The sequence below is a fragment of the Pseudomonas lactis genome (assembly GCF_001439845.1).
Classification (GTDB): Bacteria; Pseudomonadota; Gammaproteobacteria; order Pseudomonadales; family Pseudomonadaceae; genus Aquipseudomonas; species Aquipseudomonas lactis.
The window spans coordinates 71,576-90,544 of the sequence record NZ_JYLO01000004.1 but is presented as its reverse complement, the minus strand read 5'-3'; the positions used below and the strand labels follow the sequence as shown (position 1 = coordinate 90,544).

At 62.9% G+C, this 18,969-nt stretch carries 8 protein-coding genes; 4 read left to right on the top strand and 4 right to left on the bottom strand.

Features of this window, described 5'->3' with window-relative positions:
* Nucleotides 1–85: 85 nt before the first annotated feature.
* The 3 genes from TX24_RS07440 to TX24_RS07430 are packed head-to-tail and all read left to right on the top strand — an operon-like array spanning nt 86 to nt 2,168.
* Nucleotides 86–640: a histidine phosphatase family protein gene (locus tag TX24_RS07440; protein ID WP_057710038.1), complete on the top strand. Its 555-nt coding sequence runs from the start codon at nt 86–88 to the stop codon at nt 638–640.
* Nucleotides 641–685: 45 nt separating this feature from the next.
* The gene (gene cobF / locus TX24_RS07435) at nt 686–1,441 is read left to right on the top strand and encodes a precorrin-6A synthase (deacetylating) (RefSeq protein WP_034133834.1); all 756 of its coding nucleotides are present in this window, start codon (nt 686–688) and stop codon (nt 1,439–1,441) included.
* Between the two features lie 10 nt (nt 1,442–1,451).
* Nucleotides 1,452–2,168, top strand: a complete 717-nt coding sequence (locus TX24_RS07430) for an alpha/beta hydrolase (RefSeq protein ID WP_057710037.1) — start codon at nt 1,452–1,454, stop codon at nt 2,166–2,168.
* 503 nt (nt 2,169–2,671) lie between these two features.
* Here TX24_RS07430 and TX24_RS07425 read toward each other — a convergent pair.
* Together TX24_RS07425 and TX24_RS07420 are read right to left on the bottom strand one after the other, a co-directional pair.
* Nucleotides 2,672–3,226 (bottom strand): DcrB/PsbP domain-containing protein, encoded by a 555-nt coding sequence (locus TX24_RS07425; RefSeq protein ID WP_057710036.1) that lies wholly within the window; start codon nt 3,224–3,226, stop codon nt 2,672–2,674.
* 72 nt (nt 3,227–3,298) lie between these two features.
* Nucleotides 3,299–5,110: a monovalent cation:proton antiporter-2 (CPA2) family protein gene (locus tag TX24_RS07420; RefSeq protein WP_034133836.1), complete on the bottom strand. Its 1,812-nt coding sequence runs from the start codon at nt 5,108–5,110 to the stop codon at nt 3,299–3,301.
* Nucleotides 5,111–5,522: 412 nt separating this feature from the next.
* Between TX24_RS07420 and TX24_RS07410 the strand changes: the two genes are divergently transcribed.
* Nucleotides 5,523–16,910 (top strand): autotransporter-associated beta strand repeat-containing protein, encoded by an 11,388-nt coding sequence (locus TX24_RS07410; protein ID WP_057710035.1) that lies wholly within the window; start codon nt 5,523–5,525, stop codon nt 16,908–16,910.
* Nucleotides 16,911–17,114: 204 nt separating this feature from the next.
* Here TX24_RS07410 and TX24_RS07405 read toward each other — a convergent pair whose 3' ends face one another.
* Both TX24_RS07405 and TX24_RS07400 read right to left on the bottom strand, forming a co-directional pair.
* Nucleotides 17,115–17,504, bottom strand: coding sequence for a hypothetical protein (locus TX24_RS07405; RefSeq protein ID WP_057710034.1), 390 nt, complete (start codon nt 17,502–17,504; stop codon nt 17,115–17,117).
* Nucleotides 17,501–18,898 carry a PAAR domain-containing protein gene (locus tag TX24_RS07400; protein WP_057710033.1) on the bottom strand — a complete coding sequence of 466 codons (1,398 nt, stop codon included), beginning with the start codon at nt 18,896–18,898 and terminating at the stop codon, nt 17,501–17,503. The genes TX24_RS07405 and TX24_RS07400 overlap by 4 nt, the downstream gene beginning before the upstream one ends.
* Nucleotides 18,899–18,969: the final 71 nt, after the last annotated feature.

Below are 18,969 nucleotides of genomic sequence, written 5' to 3'. Positions count from 1 at the left end.
AAGGCGCCGCGCTTCTTCAGGATGCACGCGTTATCGTTGACGCTTTTCGCGAGCAAGCTCGCTCCTACAGGTACAGAGAATTGCCATGCCGGCCACCCGCTTGACCCTGATCTGCCACGCCATCACGCCCCTGCAAAAGCAGGGGCGTTTTCCGGATGACGAGTCCGTCACGATGGACTGGCAGGGCGCGGCCCTGTCCCTGGCCGGCCGCTACAAACAACAGGCACGCCTGCTGTGCGGCCCCGAGGCCAGAACCCGCCAGAGCGCTGGCTTGTTCGGCGATAACGCCCAGGTCGACCTCGCCTTACGCGACCTTGATGTCGGCGCATGGAAAGGCCAGCGCATCGGCCAACTCGACAGCGAAACCTTAAATACCTGGACCACCGACAGCACCAGCGCAGCCCACGGCGGCGAGTCGGTGGATCAGTTGTGCATGCGGGTCGGCCAATGGCTCAGATCCCTCGAAACCCAGCCCGGCAATGTCGTCGCCGTGACTCACCCGTTCGTCATCCGGGCGGCGATGCTGTCCGTCATGCAGTTGCCGAGCGCGATGTTCTACCGGATCGACGTCGAGCCATTGTCCGCCACCGAGCTACGCTTCAACGGCGTGTGGCGCTTGCGCCTGGAAACTTCCGCCTGATTCCCGGAACATGGCAAAATCAACGCCCCGCACTGAGAGCACCCCATGAAACGCATCCTGATCATCGGCATTGGCGCCGGCAACCCTGACTACATCACGATGCAGGCCGTGAAGGCGCTGAACCGTACCGACGTGTTCTTCCTGATGGACAAGGGCCAGAGCAAGGACAAGCTGATCGACCTGCGCCGGGAAATCTGCGACACCTACATCACCGAACCCGGCTACCGTTTTGTCGAGGCCGATTGCCCGGAGCGTGTGCGCGGTGAAATCGACTACACCACCGCCGTGCAAGACCTCAACCGCGATAAGCAGCAGACCTTCGAACGCATGATCAACGAAGAAATGGCCGACGGCGAAGTGGGGGCGTTCCTGGCCTGGGGCGACCCGGCGCTGTACGACAGCACCATTCGTATCTTGCAGGCGATTCTTGCCAGTGGTCGCTGTGTGTTCGAGTTTGAAGTGATCCCCGGTATCACCAGTGTGCAGGCCCTGGCGGCGCAGCATAAGGTGCCGCTCAACCGCATCGGCAAGTCCATCGAAATCACCACCGGGCGGCGCCTGGCGGCGGGGCAGGCGAGTGATGCCGATACCCTGGTGGTGATGCTCGACGCCGAAGATTCCTACCGCAGCGTGGCGGATCAGGACCTGGATATTTACTGGGGCGCTTACCTGGGTACGCCGGATGAGATACTGATCAGCGGCAAAGTGGCACAGGTGGCAGAAGAGATTGAACGGGTACGCAAGGCGGCGCGTCTGGAAAACGGCTGGATCATGGACACCTATTTGTTGCGCAAACCCTGAGGTAAACACGATGCTCAAACAGCTTGCCTTCGCCTTGGCCCTGGTGGCCGGCGCCGCTCATGCCGATAGTGGCTTGCACACCGACTTGCCGTTGTCCTATCTGGAACAGACCCAGGGCGATGCGCGCAACCAGCCGCTGGTGATCTTCCTGCATGGTTTTGGCAGCAACGAGGAAGACTTGTTTGGCATCAAGGACGCGTTGCCGTCCACCTGGACCTACCTGTCGGTGCGTGCGCCACTGCCGGTGGCGCCGCAGGGTTATCGTTGGTTTACCAAGACCGATGAGCCTGAGTACAACGGCGAGACCGACGAACTGTTCAGCAGCGCCCGGCTGATCAAGGACTTTGTGCTCAAGGCCACCGCCAAGTACCACACCCAGAGTGATCGGGTGTTCCTGGTGGGGTTCAGCCAGGGCGCGATCATGTCTTACGAGGTGGCCTTGCGTGAACCCGAATTGGTACGCGGTATCGCCGCGCTCAGTGGCAGCGTGCTACCAGTGCTCAGGTCTGCGCTGAAACCGGATGCGGCGATGGGCAAGCTGGCGATCTTTATTGGCCATGGCACTTTGGATCAGGCGTTGCCCTTTAGCTCGGCCACGCAAGCGAACATGGTGCTGGCGGGGTTGGGGCTCAAGCCGGAGTTTCATGAATACCCGGGGATGAATCACACCATCAGCGAAGCAGAAATCCAGGACTTGAAAGCCTGGCTAGAGAAAAGCCTGAAGTGAAATGCGCTTAAAAATGTGGGAGCTGGCTTGCCTGCGAAGACGGCCTGACAGTCAACACAGTTGGACCGTGTACATATCCATTCCTGCGGTAACGGCCACTTAGGGTTCCGCCCTGACGGCGGCTCACTTTGCAAAAGCCGGGATGCCGGCCCAGGCCAAAGTAAGCAAAACGCTCTTGCCCCACCACTCGGCACCTCGCCTAGGCTCGGTGTGCCCGTAATCCGCCAGTGATTTGGGGGGCCGCCGCCACGCGCCATCCATGGCGCGGGGCGGCTAAACCGGCATCCCTGCCGGTTTACCCCCCAAATCCCTGTCGAATTCCGGCCAGCGTGGTTTAACGGGGCGCTTGAGATCAAAAGCAGATCAAGATCAAGATCAAGAGCGACTCGCTTCGCATCGTGGTTACCGTCGGTTGCTACAGCCTATAAAGTTGTGTAGATACCTATGGCCATCGCAGGCAAGCCCGCTCCCACGTGGGTTTTGTGTTGGCTGGAAGAGGTGGGTTATTTGCCGCCTGTAATCTGCTTCACCAACTGTGCATGCCCCTTCACATCATCCGCCCGGGAAATCGCCTGGATCACCAGCAAATGGTTGCCCGAACCACCCAGGAAAGTGGAGTTCAGCGTCTTGCCACCACCTTGGGTAGCGCTGCTGTCCACTTGGCGCAGGCCCAGGCCCTTGTAGGTGAGTTTCTTCTCGCCCAGTTTCTTGAAATCAGGCAGCGCAGCGCTCTGGTCCTTGACGAAATCGGCCACGGCGCCGTCGAGGAACTGCGGGTCGTTATCCTGGATCTTTGTCCCATCGTTGCGCACGGTTTCGGCGACGATCACCACACTTTTCGTCGTCGAGTTGGCGTACAGGGTGCCTTGGGTGTCGGCGGTGCCGTCTTGCGCCGTGCCGGAGGGCAGGGTGTCGGCGCTGTAGGCCTTGGGCAGTTTGAAGGTGAACTTGCCACCCAAGGTGGAGATGGTCTGGGTGGTGGGCTTGGCAGCAGCGAACACGCTGCTGGCGGTGAGCGCGAGGGCCAGCAGCATTGCGGTCTTGGTGAACGTGGCCATGAAGCACTCCGGGGATGAACGAAATTGCGGCGTATTCTGTCAGAAAATTCGCAATCTCGTTCATCGGCCCCGTCACACTTTGTCGGAAGATTCTTCCTCAAGCCTGTCCATTTCAAACAAGCGCGCCAGCTCCGCACGGGCTTCCTGGGCGGTTTGCATGACCTTGGCCGCGTCGTCGTACACCGCGTGTTGGGCGGCGAGTACCTGCTGGTCGTGGGTCTTGAAGCGGTTGATGCGCGCATCGGCCTGGGCCTGGCTCAAACCGAGGCCGACCAGGGTACGGCGGCTCATTTCCAGGCTGGAGTAGAAGGTTTCGCGCACCGGTGAAGCGTCCAGGTCCACCAAGCGGTGTACGTGCTGGCGGTTGCGCGCACGGGCGATGATCTTCATGTGCGGGTAGAGGTTGCGCACCAACTCGGCGGTCTTGATGTTGATCTCCGGGTCGTCCATGGCGATCACGAAGAATTCCGCTTGATCGACTTTGGCCGCGTGGAGGATTTCCGGGCGTTGGGGGTCGCCGTAGAACACCGGCATGCCACCGAAACTGCGGGTCAGCTCGATGGTTTCCACCGAGGTGTCGAGGGCGATGAACGAGATGTTCTGGGCGCGCAGGATGCGCGCCACGATCTGGCCCATGCGGCCCATGCCGGCGATGACCACGCGGGGCGCATCGCTTTCGATGGCGCGGTATTCCTCGGGCACTTCCACCGGCTTGGCCTTGGGCTTGAACAGCTTCGGGCACACCAGCAACAGCAGCGGGGTCACGGCCATGGACAGGGTGATGGTGAGCACCAGCACGTCGTACAACTGCGGTTCGAACAGGCCCTGGTCGCGGCCGATCTTGAACACCACAAAGGCGAACTCACCCCCCGCCGCCAGCACCACGCCCAGGCGTAAAGCGCTTTCGCGGTTGAGGTCGCCCACCATTCGCCCGACGGCGTACAGCAGCGGCAGCTTCAAGCCGATCAGCAGCAGGGTCAGGCCGATCACCACCAGCGGTGTGCTGAGCAGCAGACTGAGGTTGGCGCCCATGCCCACGCTGATAAAAAACAGCCCCAGCAGCAGGCCCTTGAACGGCTCGATCTGGGATTCCAGTTCGTGGCGGTATTCCGAATCCGCCAGCAGCAGGCCGGCGAGGAAGGCCCCCAAGGCCATGGACACGCCCACCAACTCCATCAGCCAGGCGGTGCCGATCACCACCAGCAACGCGGTGGCGGTGGACACTTCGCGCAGGCCGGTCTTGGCGACAATGCGAAACACCGGGCGCAACAGGTAGCGCCCGCCGATGATCACCACCGCGATGCTGCCGAGGATCTGCAGCACATGTTGCAGGCCTTGGGCCTCGGTGGTCGGATGATCGCTGCCGGCCAGCAACGGCACCATGGCGATCAGCGGGATGGCGGCGATGTCCTGGAACAACAGGATGGCAAAGGCCAGGCGCCCGTGGGGTTGGTTGAGCTCCTTGCGTTCGGCCAGGCTTTGCAGGCCAAACGCCGTGGAGGATAGTGCCAGACCCAGGCCCAGCACGATGGCGCTGTTCCACGACTGGCCAAACAGCCACAGCGCGACCGCGCCCATCACCACGCCAGTGAGCAGTACCTGGGCCAGGCCGACGCCGAACACCGCCTTGCGCATCACCCATAAACGTTTGGGCGACAGCTCCAGGCCGATGATGAACAGCAACAGCACCACGCCCAGTTCAGAAAACTGCGCCACGCTTTGCGGGTTGCCGATCAGGCCAAGTACCGATGGGCCGATGATCACACCGGCAAACAGATAGCCCAGCACCGCGCCCAATTGCAGGCGCTTGGCCAGGGGCACGGTGAGCACCGCGGCGAACAGGAACACCACGGCTGCTTGTAACAGGTTGCCTTCATGGGGCATTACGAACTCCAGCATTTGCATCGATCAACGGTAGGAGCGAGCTTGCTCGCGAAAAACGCAAGGGCACCGCGTTATATCCGGTTTGTCGCGTCATCGTTGAGGATTTTCGCGAGCAAGCTCGCGCCTACGGTGGGGGAGGATAGGGCCCTATTAGAGCGCTTTTTCACATTTGGAAACTTGTATTTTTGTCGCGACAGTCAATGGATGTTGGCTCTCATCCCATTTTTACGCAGGTTTTACGAAAGTATTAATACCATTTAATTCAATGGCTTTCGCGCAGGTCTACTAACGTTTCGAAAAACTGGATCAGTAGTCACCACGGTCAGGTGTTTCGAATTCGATGCGTGTGGATCGTTGAAACAAGGCGTGCACGCAGTCACGGATGAAAGGCTTGGACCACAAGGAGTAGAACGTGGATAGAAGACTTGCGACTGCCGCTTTACCTCGTATTTCTGCGCTTTCTCTTGCGATCCGCCTGGGCGTGGCCGGGCTGGTGATGGGGCTGGCGAGCCCGGATGTGTTCGCCGCCTGTAGCCCGGCGAGTCCCACCGCTGGAGCGACGGTGACCTGTACGGGTGTGCCGACATTGCCGCTGTTTCTCAATACCTTCAGCAGTGCAGTCAACAGCCTGACGGTCAACGTCAACGCGGGGGCGCAGCTCAATGCGACGTTGGGCGGTAAAGCACTGACCCTGACGGGTAACAACACGACGTTGAACAACGCCGGCACGATTGACCCCGCGTTACTCGGGTTGGTAACTCTCCTGAGCGGTGGTGTGGTGATTGGTAATACGACAGCCAGCGTGTTGAACATCACCAACGCCGTCACTGGCACTATTCGTGGCACCGGCGCGGTGCTTGGGGTGGACCTGGCCTCCTTGGACGGCATGGCGCTGAACGCCACCAACGGTGTAGGCGGCATCACCACGATCGTCAACAACGGCACCATTGGCTCTTCGTCCTTGCTCAACCTGGCGCTGCTCCCCTCCAACACCCCAGTGGTGGCGGTGCAGGGCGGCGGGCAGGTCAATATGACTAACAACGGTACCCTGACCGGGCGCGTGGCTTTCGAGAGCTCTACTGCGGGGAACACCTTCCGCAACACTGGCACTATCTCTGGTGGCGTGTCGATGGGGGTCGCCAGTTCCAACACCTTTACCGCTGTCACGGGGTCGCAAGTGACCAGTGGCGGCGGCGTCGAGGTAAGCCTGGGCAACCTGCTCGGCGTAAACCTCACCTTTGCGCCCACCGGCCAGGTGGACGGCGGCGCAGGCGGCAGCAACTCGCTGATTCTTGAAAACACGACGGGTGTCGGTGGTGGCAGTACAGGCACCGGCACTGCTTCCAGCGCCAACTATGTCAACTTCAACAACCTGGCCATCAACAGTGGCACCTGGACGTTGCAGGGGCCGTTGGTCAGCGGCAGCACCACGCTCAACGGCGGCGTGGCGCAATTCAATAACAACTCGACATTCGGCAGCGGTGTGCTCACGTCCAACGGCGGCGCTATCGAAGCCACCACTAACAACCTGACGCTGGCTAACCTGATGACCCTCGGAACCGGTGGCCTGACGGTGCAGGGGGCTGCTACCGGGCTGACTTTGAGTGGCCTGATCTCGGGCACTGCTGGCCTGAACAAAGCCGGTACCGGCGAGTTGATCCTTAGCGGCGCCAACACCTTTCAGGGCGGCACCACCTTGAATGCCGGCACGCTCACATTGGGCAATGCCGCAGCGCTAGGCTCCGGTGCCTTGACCGTCGCGGGTGCGGGTACGTTGCAGAGCAATGCTGCGCTGACCACCAGCAATGCGATTACCTTGAACGCCAATCTGACCGTAGATGGCGTGAACCCGCTGACCCTTGGCGGGGTTGTCAGCGGCGGTTCCGGGTTGATCAAGGAGGGCGTATCGAGCCTGGCGCTTACGGGCAACAATACTTACACCGGCGCCACGGCCCTCAACGCCGGTTCGCTGGTGGTTGGCTCCAATACTGCGCTCGGCGCCAGTGTGTTGAACGCCTCGGCGGGTACCACGTTGGATGCCAGTGCAGCAGTGAGCCTGGGCAATAACCTCAACCTGGGCGGTAACCTGACCCTTGGCGGCAGCAACGCGCTGACCCTTGGCGGCGTGGTGGCGGGCCTTGGCGGGTTGATCAAGAACGGCCCGGCGGATCTGATCCTCAATCAAGCGAACACTTACCTGGGCAACACGGCACTCAACAGCGGCAAGCTGGTGATTGGCGCTACCGGTGCCTTGGGTGCGGGTACGTTGAATGCAGCCGCAGGCACGACCCTGGACGCCAGCACCACTGCCACGCTGACTAACGCGGTCAACCTGGCCGGTAACCTTGGAATCGGCGGCAGCGCCAACCTGACCCTGGGCGGCACGGTCAACGGTGCAGGCAGCCTGACCAAAAACGGCACGGCCGGCCTGACACTCAGCGGCAGCAATAACTTCCTGGGCGGCACTATCTTGAATGCGGGCAGCCTGACCGTCGGCAGCAACACGGCGCTTGGCCTGGGCAACTTGACCGTCGGCGGCGCCGCCACCCTTAACAGCACCTCGGCGGTGGCGCTGGGCAATAACATTGTCCTCAACGCCGGGCTGACCGTCGGCGGCGCCAATGGGCTGACCCTGGGCGGTGTGGTCAGCGGCGCGGGTGCGCTGATCAAGGATGGCCTGGCCAACCTGACCCTTAACGGCACCAACACTTTCACCGGTGGCACCAGCCTCAACGCCGGTACGTTGACCTTGGGCACGGCAGGCGCATTGGGCGCAGGCTCCTTGACGGTCGGCGGTGCGGCAACCCTGGATAACAGTGCGGCCCTTACCCTGGGCAACGGGATTGCCTTGAATGGCGACCTGACGCTCGCGGGCAACAATGACCTGAACCTCAGCGGCGTGCTCAGCGGCGCCAGTGCGCTGATCAAAAATGGCTTGGCTGACCTGACCTTGAGCGGCAGCAACACTTTTACCGGGCCATTGAATATTGTCTCCGGCAGCGTCACCACCGGCAGCGCCGGTGCATTGGGCAACACCTCCGGCGTTGATGTCAGCGCTGGCGCTGCGCTGAACCTGGGCGTCGATTCCAGCCTGGCCGGCCTCAGCGGTGCGGGTGGCGTGGCAGTCGGCGGCGGTTTGAACCTCACTGTGGGTGGCGTCAGCACCAGCAGTACCTTTGACGGTGATCTCAGCGGCGCTGGCGGCTTGATCAAGGTCGGCACCGGCACCCTCACGCTCAACGGAATCAATGGCATCACCGGTAACACGGCGATCAACGCGGGTACCCTGGATGTCGATGGTTCTCTGGGCAGCGCGTTGGTCAACGTGAATAGCGGCGGCACCCTCACCGGCAGTGGCTCGCTATTGGGTACGGCGAATATCAATAGCGGCGGGCACCTGGCGCTGGGCAGTGGCACGACCTTGTCGGCTGGCGGCCTGAACATGAGTGCCGGGGCCAGTCTGGATGTGGCCCTTGGCGCACCGTCGCTGACCTCGCTGATGAATGTCGGTGGCAACGTGAACCTGGCCGGCGACCTCAATGTGAGCGATGCCGGTGGCTTCGGCGCTGGTGTGTATCGCTTGATCAACTACACCGGCGGCTTGACCGGCGCATTGAACGTCAACACGGTGCCGCTGGGTTATGGGCTGGGTGATCTGCTGGTACAGACCTCAGTGGGCAGCCAGGTCAACCTGGTGGTAGCGGCGCCGAATATTCGTTTCTGGGACGGCAGCAACACCCTTGCCAACGGCACTGTTGACGGTGGCAACGGCACCTGGACAGCGGGGGGCACCAACTGGACCTCGGCCGACGGCCTTTCCAACCAGACCTGGGGCGGTGGCTTTGCGGTGTTCCAAGGTGCTGCGGGCACTGTCAGCGTGGATGGCGTACAAACCATCACCGGTCTGCAATTCGTCACCGATGGCTACAGCCTGGTCAATGGCACCGGTGGGCAGTTGAGCACCGGCAGCGGCAACTTCGCCGCGCGCGTCGACCCACTGGCGACTGCCACCCTCGGCGTCGATATCACCGGCGCGGGCGTGCTGAACAAACTCGATACCGGCACGCTGGTGCTCAATGGCGCCAACAGCTACACCGGCGGCACCTTGCTCAATGGCGGTACGGTGGTGGTCGGCAGCAACACCGCGCTGGGCACTGGCACGCTGACCGCTGCGGCGGGCACCACCCTGGATAGCAACGCCTCTGTAACCCTGGGCAATGATGCGGTACTCAACGGCAGCCTGACGGTCGGCGGCAGCAACGCATTGGCGCTCAATGGCGCCATCAGCGGCACCGGTGGCCTGGTCAAGAATGGCACGGCAGGCCTGACACTCGGCGGCACCAATACCTTCCTGGGCCCTGTGGCCTTGAACGCAGGCGGGCTGATCCTGGCCAGCAATACGGCGCTGGGCGCGGGCGTGTTGAATGCCGCAGGCGGTACCACCTTGGACGCGAGCACGGCGGTCACCACTACCAACGCGATCAATCTGGCGGGCAACCTGGGCATCGGCGGCACCGCTGACCTGACCCTCGGCGGCGCAATCAACGGTGCAGGCAGCCTGACCAAGGAGGGCACGGCCAATCTGATCCTCAGCGGCGCCAACGCCTACCTGGGTGGCACCACCCTGAACGCCGGTACGCTGACCTTGGGCAGCGCCACCGCCCTTGGCCTGGGCAACCTCACCGTTGGCGGCGCGGCGACCCTGGATAACACGGCAGCGCTGAGTGTGGGCAATGGCGTCGTGCTTGACGCCAACCTCGCCGTCACCGGCAGCAACGACCTGACCCTGGGTGGCCTGGTCACCGGCACGGCTGGCCTGAGCAAAGACGGCGCGGCCAACCTGACCCTCAATGGCGTCAACACCTTTCAAGGCGGCACCACGCTCAACGCCGGTACATTAACCCTGGGTACGGCAGCGGCCCTGGGTACCGGCGCCTTGAACGAAAACGGCGCGGCCACTCTGGCCAACAGCACACCGCTGGTATTGGCCAATGCGGTCAACCTCAACGCTGGGCTGACCGTGGGCGGTCTCAACAATAACCTGACCCTGGCCGGCGTGCTGGCCGGCAGCGGCAGCCTGGTCAAAACCGGCACGGCGGATGTGAGCCTCACCGGTACTAACACCTTCAACGGCCTGTTCGATGTGCAATCGGGCAGCCTCACCACGCTGGGCAATGGTGCACTGGGTGTCGGCGCCGGGGTCAACCTGGCGAGCGGTACCTCCTTGAACCTGGGCGGCAGCGCCAGCCTGGGCGCCCTCACGGGTACCGGTATTGCCACCGTAGGCGCCGGCAGCACCTTGAGCGTCGGCAACAATAATCTGGACAGCACCTTCGACGGCATCGTGGCAGGCCTCGGCGACCTGGCCAAAGACGGCACAGGCGCCTTGACCCTTGGCGGCCTCAGCGTGGTGACCGGGGACGCCCAGGTCAACGCCGGCAGCTTGCTCGTCAATGGCTCCCTGGCCAGCGCCAATGTGGCGGTGGGCAGTGGTGCCACCCTCGGTGGTACCGGTACTTTGTTGGGCAACGTGACCATCGCCGACGGCGGCCACCTGGCCGTCAATTCCGGCGCGACCCTCACCACCGGTTCGCTGCTGCTCAATGCCAACTCCAACCTGGATGCAGGCCTCGGCGCGCCCGCCACTGGCGGCACGGCGCTGGTACAGGTCAACGGCAACCTGACCCTGGATGGCACGTTGAACGTCACGGATATCGGCGGCTTCGGTGCGGGCATCTACCGCCTGATCGACTACACCGGTGGCCTGACCAACAACGGCCTGCTGCTGGGCAGCCTTCCGGTGAATATCCCGGCCAGCGACCTGGACCTGCAAACCGCCGTTGGCAACCAGGTTAACCTGCTGGTCAACGGCAGCACCAACGTGCAGTTCTGGGACGGCAGCCAAACCACGGGCAATGGCACCATCGACGGCGGCAACGGTACCTGGAGTGCAGGCGGCAGCCAATGGACCGGCGTCAACGGCGCATTCAACACCGCCTGGACCCCGAACAGCTTTGCCGTGTTCCAAGGCTCGGCAGGCACCGTCACGGTTGACGGCGCGCAAGCCGTCACCGGTTTGCAGTTCGTCACGGATGGCTACACCCTGGCGGGCGGCGCAGCGGGCGCCTTGACCCTGTTCAATGGTGTGGGTGGCAACACCGCCGTACGTGTCGATCCCGGCGTCACCGCCACCCTGGGCGTCGCGCTTAACGGCGGCGGCACTCTGGCCAAGCTCGACACCGGTACCCTGGTGCTTAACGGTGCCAACAGCTACACCGGCGGCACCGCCCTGGATGGCGGCACCCTGGTGGTCGGCAGTAACAGTGCCCTGGGCAGCGGCCTCTTGACCACCGCCAACGGCACCACCCTGGACAGCAACACCGCGGTCAGTCTGGCCAATGCGCTCAACGTCAACGGCAGCCTCACCCTCGGCGGCAGCAACGCCCTGACCCTGGCCGGCACCGTGGCGGGCACGGGCAGCCTGATCAAGAATGGCATCGCCAACCTGACCCTCAGTGGCAACAACACCTATGCCGGCCCAACCGCACTCAACGCAGGCGGCCTGATCCTGGCCTCCAACACGGCCCTGGGCAGTGGCGCTCTGAACGCGGCCGCTGGCACCACCCTCGACAGCAGCACGGCGGTCGCCCTGGCCAACACGGTCAATCTGGCCGGCAACCTGGGCATTCTGGGCACCGCCGACCTGAGCCTGAACGGCCTGGTCAGCGGTAGCGGTGGGCTGACCAAAACCGGCGCGGGCAACCTCACGCTCAACGGCGCCAACGCCTACCTGGGCGGCACGCAATTGAATGCCGGCTCCCTGACCCTGGGCAATGCGTCGGCCTTGGGCAGCGGTGCCTTGGCGGTCAATGGGGCAACTACCCTGGACACCAACACGGCGTTGGCCCTGGCCAATAACACCAGCCTGAATGCCGCGCTCACCGTCGGCGGCAGCAACGATCTGAGCCTCAACGGTGTAGTGGACGGCAGTGGTTCGTTGATCAAGGCCGGTGGCGCCAACCTGACGCTCAACGGCGCCAACACCTACAGCGGCGGCACGGCGCTCAGTGCCGGCACGCTGACCCTCGGCAGCACCACAGCCCTGGGCTCGGGCGCGTTGACCGTCGGCGGTACGGCGACCCTGGCCAACAGCACGCCGCTGGTGCTGGCCAATGCGGTCAATCTCAATGGCGACCTCACTATCGCTGGTAGCAACAACCTGACCCTGGCCGGTGTGCTCGCTGGCAATGCGGCGCTGATCAAAAATGGCGCGGCGGACCTGCTGCTGACCGGCAACAACAGCTTCAGCGGCCCGCTGACCGTGGCGGCGGGCAGCGTGACCACGACGGGTAATGGTGCACTGGGCACCACCTCCGGCGTCACTGTCGGCAGCGGCGCCAGTCTCAACCTGGGTGGCAATGCCAACCTCAACAGCCTGGCCGGCGACGGCGTGGTACAGGTGGCTGGCGGCAACACGCTGGCGGTGGGTGGCAGCAACCTGGATAACAGCTTTGGCGGCGCGCTGAACGGTGCCGGCAACCTGGATAAAAACGGCAGCGGGGTGCTCAACCTGAGCGGTACCAACGCCATCAGCGGTGCGGCCAACGTCAACGGCGGTACCTTGAATGTCACCGGTTCCCTGGCCAGCGGCACGGTGGCAGTGAGCAGCGGCGCGACCCTGGCCGGCAGCGGTTCATTGGCCGGCGCGGTGACCGTGGCCGACGGTGGGCACATCGGCCTGGCCTCCGGCAGCACGTTGTCGGTGGGCTCGTTGGTGCTGGGCGGCAACTCGAACCTGGATGTCGGTCTCGGCACCCCAGTGCTGGGTGGCGGCACAGGCCTGCTGAATGTCGGCGGCAATCTGACCCTGGACGGCAACCTCAATGTCACCGATATCGGCGGCTTTGGCAGTGGCATCTACAACCTCATCAACTACACCGGGGCCTTGACCGATAACGGCCTGGTTCTGGGCACACTGCCAGGCAGCGTGGTGCCGGGCGACCTGCAAGTGCAGACCGCGATCACCAACAAGGTCAACCTGCTGGTGACTGCGCCCAACACCACCGTGCAGTTCTGGGATGGCAACAGCCTGATCGGCAACGGCGCGATTGACGGCGGCAACGGCACCTGGAACGCCGGCAATACCAACTGGACCAATGTCGACGGCACCCTCAACCAGGGCTGGGTCAACAGCTTCGCGGTGTTCCAAGGCGTGGCAGGCAACGTGACGGTGGATGGCACGCAGAACATCACCGGCATGCAGTTCGTCACCGATGGCTACACCCTGGGCTCCGGCACGGCGGGGGTGCTCAACCTGGTCAATGGCGGCACCGGCAACACCTCGGTGCGCGTCGACCCGAACGCTACCGCGACCCTGGGCGTAACCCTCAACGGCGCCGGCACCCTGGCCAAGCTCGACAGCGGCACCCTGGTGCTCAACGGCAGCAATGGCTACACCGGCGGTACCGCGCTCAATGGCGGCACCCTGGTGGTGGGCAATAACAGTGCCCTGGGCACAGGCGTCCTGACGGCGGCCGGTGGTACCACCCTGGACAGCAACGCGGCGGTCAGCCTGGCCAATGCGGCCGTGCTCAACGGTGCGTTGACGGTGGGTGGCAGCAACGCGCTGGCCCTCAATGGTGGCGTCAGCGGCAGCGGCAGCCTGGTGAAAAACGGTGCCGCCGCGCTGACGCTTAATGGCGTCAACAGCTACAGCGGCGGCACTGGCCTGAACGCCGGTCAATTGATCCTCGGCAATAATGCTGCCCTGGGCAGTGGAGCATTGACGGTGGGCGGCGCGGCGCAACTGGATGGCAGCACCGACCTGCAACTGACCAATGCCCTCAACCTGGGCGGCCCGCTGACCCTGGCCGGCAGCCACGACCTGGCCCTCAACGGCGTGGTCAGCGGCAGCGGCAGCCTGGTGAAAAATGGCAACGGCGCCTTGTTGCTGACCGCTGCCAACACCTACAGCGGCGGCACCACGCTCAACGGCGGCAGCACCACCGGCAACACCACCAGCCTGCAAGGCGCTATCGCCAACAACGCGGCATTGACCTTTGAGCAAGCCAGCGACGGCACCTACACCGGCAACCTCACCGGTACCGGCGTGTTGAACAAAACCGGCACCGGCGCATTGTTGCTCAGCGGCAACAACACCTTTACCGGCAACACCAACGTCAACACCGGCAGCCTGCTGGTCAACGGCACCTTGAACAGCGCCGCGGTGCAAGTTGCCAGCGGCGCGACCCTCGGCGGCAGCGGTACCCTGGGCGGTGCGGTGAACATGGCTGACGGCTCGGTGCTCAAGGCCGGTGCCGCGACGCCGCTGTCGGTGGGTTCGCTGGCCTTGTCATCGGGCACCACCCTGGACTTCGCCCTCGGTGCGCCGGGTGCCTCCAGTACAGCGGTGAACGTGGCGGGCAACCTGACCCTGGACGGCACCCTCAACGTCAGCGATACCGGCGGCTTCGGCGTCGGCGTGTATCAACTGTTCCGCTACGGCGGCAGCTTGACCGATAACGGCCTCACCTTTGGCACCTTGCCGGTGGCACTGGGTAACCTGAGCCTGCAAACGGCGCTGGCCAACCAGCTCAACCTGGTGGTGCAAACCACCCCAGGGCAGATCCAGTTCTGGAACGGCGGCACCACCAACCCTGATGGCAGCATCAGCGGCGGCAGCGGTACCTGGGGCCCAGGCACCAACTGGACCGACCCCACCGGCACCCAAGGGCAGGCGTCCACCAATCAGTTCGCGGTATTTGGCGGGCAGGGCGGCACCGTGACCGTGGTCGGCAACCAAGGCTTCACTGGCCTGCAAGTGCTGGACGCCGGCTACACGCTGGTCGCCGGCGCAGGCGGCAGCTTGAGCCCGACCAATGCGGCGGATGGCAGCCTGGCGCCGGTGCGGGTCAATTCCGGCGTGACCGCTCAGATTGATGCACCGCTGGTGGGAACCGGCGGCATCAACAAGCTGGATGCGGGCACCTTGCTGCTGACTGGCGCCAATACCTACACCGGCGGCACCACCGTCAGTGGCGGTACGCTGGCGGGCACCACCACCAGCCTGCGTGGCAGGATCCTCAACAACGCGCGGTTGTTGTTCGCCCAACGCACCAATGGCCAGTTCAGCGGTACCTTGAGCGGCACGGGTGCGCTGATCAAGCAAGGCGCAGGCGCGCTGTTGCTGACCGGCAACCAGCCGTTCAGCGGCACCGTGGCAGTGGAAGAGGGCGTGTTGCAAGTGGGTAACGCGGCCAACCCAGGCGCGGTGCTTGGCGGCCAAGTCACTGTGGCCAACGGTGCGGGGCTGACCGGTAACGGCAGTGTCGGTTCGCTGGTCAACAACGGCTCGGTGACGCCCGACGGTGGCAAGCTGACCGTGGCCGGCAACTTCACCAACGCCAGCACCGGTGCGCTGAACCTGGTGATCACCCCATCCACCACCGGCTCCCTGGCCGTGGGCGGCACCGCCAACCTGGGCGGTACCTTGAATGTGGTCAACCTGGCTCCCTATGCCGGCGCCACCACCTACACCCTGCTGACAGCCGGCGCGGTCAACGGCACCTTTGCCACCACCAACCTGGAGAACCTGGCGTTCCTCACGACCGCGTTGAACTACAGCCCAACCCAAGTGGCCCTGGCGGTCAGCCGCAACAACGTCAGCTACGCCAGCGTGGCGGCCACCGGTAACCAACGCGGCGTGGCGGCGGCGTTGGGCACAGGTACCGCAGTCGGTGGCGCAGCGGTGCAAAATGCACTGCTTAACGGTGATGCAGCGGCGGCACGTGCGGCCTTCGACAGCTTGTCCGGCGAAATCCACGCCAGCACCGCCAGCGCCATGCTTGAAGATTCGCGTTATGTGCGTGACGCGGTCAACGAGCGCCTGCGCCAACCCGGTTGCTACCGCGAGGACGACCCGCGCAATGCCCTGGCACCCAGCGAGAACCACCTGAGCAGCGCCGGTTGCCACGGCGAGATGGTCGGTTGGATGCGCGTGCTCGGCACCTGGGGCCATATGGGCGGTGACAGCAACAGCGCCAAGCTGGACCGTAACCTCAGCGGCTTCCTGCTCGGTACCGATAAGCAGGTGGATGACGCCTGGCGCGTGGGCGTGGCCGCCGGCTACACCCGCAGCGACCTGGACGCCAAGCGCCGCAACTCCAGCGCCGATGTGGACAGCTACCACCTGATGGCCTACACCGCCTACCAGCAAGAAGCCTTCGCCGCACGCATGGGCGTGGCGTACAGCTGGCATGACGTCGAAAGCAAACGCAACGTGGCCGTCGGCGGCGAGGGCCAACGCCTCAAAGCCGACTACAAGGCACGCAGTGCGCAAGTATTCGGTGAAGTCGGCTACACCATTCAAACCCCTACCGTAGCCCTGGAACCGTTCGCCGGCCAGGCCTACGTCAACTACGACAGCGACACGATCAAGGAAAAAGGCGGCTCGGCAGCCCTGCGTGGCGATGCCGACCAGGACATCACCTACTCGACCTTGGGCGTGCGCATTGGCCAGACCATCACCCTGGGCAACGGCTCGAAAATCACCCCACGGGGCAGCATCGGCTGGCGCCATGCCTTCGGTGACACCAAGCCCGACGCCGACCTGAGTTTTATCAATGGCGGTGGCTCGTTCAGCACCCAGGGTGTGCCGATTGCCAAGGACAGTGCGGTGGTGGAAGCGGGCCTGGATTACCAGATCAGCCAGAACGGCAGACTGGGCCTGGGCTATTCCGGCCAACTCTCGCGCAACGACAAGGACCACGCGGTGACGGTGAGTTTCTCCCTCGGTTTCTGATCAAGGCCGAGTTTTCTTGAACCGCCCGCAAGGGCGGTTTTTTTTGCCCCATGTAGGAGCGAGCTCGCTCGCGAAAAACCTCAACGATAACGCCGGCATCCTGATTAAACGCGGCGCCTGTGAGTTTTTCGCGAGCAAGCTCGCTCCTACGGGAGATTGCACTTGGCTGTGTTGATGTGGGGCCTCGGGGGAGGTCCGTTGGGGTTACCTGAACTTCACCAGAATAGCTGCAGCTATTCCCCATGTGAGGGCCGTGAAGGCCATCGCCGTAAGGGTGGTCAGATGTCGTTTCAAGTAAGGGGGGAAGTTTTGAAGATCAATTGGGCTCAACTCCCCATTTAGAATAGAAGCCTTCGGCCACATCACCATTCCGGCTATTTTTGACATTTCCAGCAGGGACCAAATCAACCCGCGTTTCCCCAAACTACTTCCCCAGATGTAAATATAGCGACTGTTTTTTAAGGCTTCCTTGATGGCATCCAAATGACGATGGGTCATATACAGGCTGTAGCCAAGACCGACTACGGAGAGAAAGCCGGGACCTCCCGCGACAATAATCGCCAGCCATCTTGGCCAGGTATCGATGCTGGTCATGGTTGTGTTGCCTCGTAAATCAGCTCGCCTATGTACTCGCCACCCATGCCACCGGCAGTAGTCCCCACCCATGCTCCGGCGCCGACTAAGGCCGCAACACAGACAACACCTCCGATACCACCTGTAGCCACGCCGATCGCCATGCAGACTGAGCCACTGGCAGCTCCAGCCGCCCATCCACTAAATGCGCCAAGAGCACTGGATAGGCCGAGCTTCCCTAATTCAGTGAACTTGATCTTCTCGCAAGCTGCACCAGAATCCCCATTACAGACCTGTTGAATAGCCAACAACGACGACACACCGCCCAGCCCAATCCCAATATAACCACCCGCCTTCATATACTTGGCAGCCCGGCTCGTCGCTTCCACATGCGCGGTATACCCCGGAATCTGCCCAGGCCCACCCGCTTTGTCCCAGTGATGCACCAGGCTGCGACTGGAAATGCCCAGGGCTGTTTTTAACTTGGGATGGTCGCCCAGGGTGGTTTGGCCACGTAAGCGCGTGGAGTTGAGCAGGTGGGCATCCAGCTGGCTCATGAGGCGCTGGCGATCGGTGAAGAACTGCGACGACTTGAGGTGGCCGTGTTGGCGATAATTGTCTTGATGTAAACGTTCGATTGCTTGGAGGGTGTCGCGCAGGTTGTTCAGGTGCGTTTCCATCACCACAGCGCTGACGCCGAGCCAGGTTGAGGTATGGCCGATAAATCCAGCGATCTCGGCACCGTGGCGATAGAGAAAGTCAGCCTCGTCCGGCGTCAGCTCCTCCAGAGATGCGCTGACGTGTTGTGCAGCCTGCATCAGTTGCGCTTCCTGATAGGTGCAGGAGGTGTTGTTCGGATCGCTGAGCACGATCATCGAGCCGGCTTTGACGTGGCTCGTATTGGGATTCAGTGCTTGAAACTTGCGCATTACAGCCGTGTCGAGCGCTGGAAAAAGTATGGCTTCCAGCGCTTCGCGACTCATGCTTTTGGGCACGATGTAAAAACCTGGCTCCTGGCCCATCACACCGTTAAAGACATTCGCAGCCCCATTGCTTGAAGGGGTGTAGGTAGGCTGAGAACGCGCCACTGGGGTGCTGTTCGCCGTTTCCGCGGTGGTGGTTGGCAGGGCTGCGTTTCGGCTCCTATACGTAGCCTTGTGAACCGAAGGGATCAGCCGAGCTTTACAGGGGCAGTCACTGTGGCTATCCAGCGTACCGGCAGTAAGCCGGCCATGACTGTGAATGAAATGAATACCTCCGACGATCCGATAGATTTGCCCATCTTTCCCGCAACTGACCCGATCCCCTGCACGGGCATGGAGCAGGCCATACATGTTGACTCTGTCATCACCGTCCAGCACTTCGCCGCCGCAGGTGGTCTTGTCACCTTTGCCAATGAAATAACCCACGCTCATTGTTTTGCCCTTTATCCATTCGAGTGTTTGGCCGTACTTTTCGAGGTGAGAAAGTCAGCGGCAAACCAAAC

Coding starts and splice junctions, on each gene's coding strand:
- TX24_RS07405 (WP_057710034.1), bottom strand. CDS start 17,504: ATGACCAGCATCGATACCTGGCCAAGATGGCTGGCGATTATTGTCGCG.
- TX24_RS07425 (WP_057710036.1), bottom strand. CDS start 3,226: ATGGCCACGTTCACCAAGACCGCAATGCTGCTGGCCCTCGCGCTCACC.
- TX24_RS07440 (WP_057710038.1), top strand. CDS start 86: ATGCCGGCCACCCGCTTGACCCTGATCTGCCACGCCATCACGCCCCTG.
- TX24_RS07430 (WP_057710037.1), top strand. CDS start 1,452: ATGCTCAAACAGCTTGCCTTCGCCTTGGCCCTGGTGGCCGGCGCCGCT.
- cobF (WP_034133834.1), top strand. CDS start 686: ATGAAACGCATCCTGATCATCGGCATTGGCGCCGGCAACCCTGACTAC.
- TX24_RS07420 (WP_034133836.1), bottom strand. CDS start 5,110: ATGCCCCATGAAGGCAACCTGTTACAAGCAGCCGTGGTGTTCCTGTTC.
- TX24_RS07400 (WP_057710033.1), bottom strand. CDS start 18,898: ATGAGCGTGGGTTATTTCATTGGCAAAGGTGACAAGACCACCTGCGGC.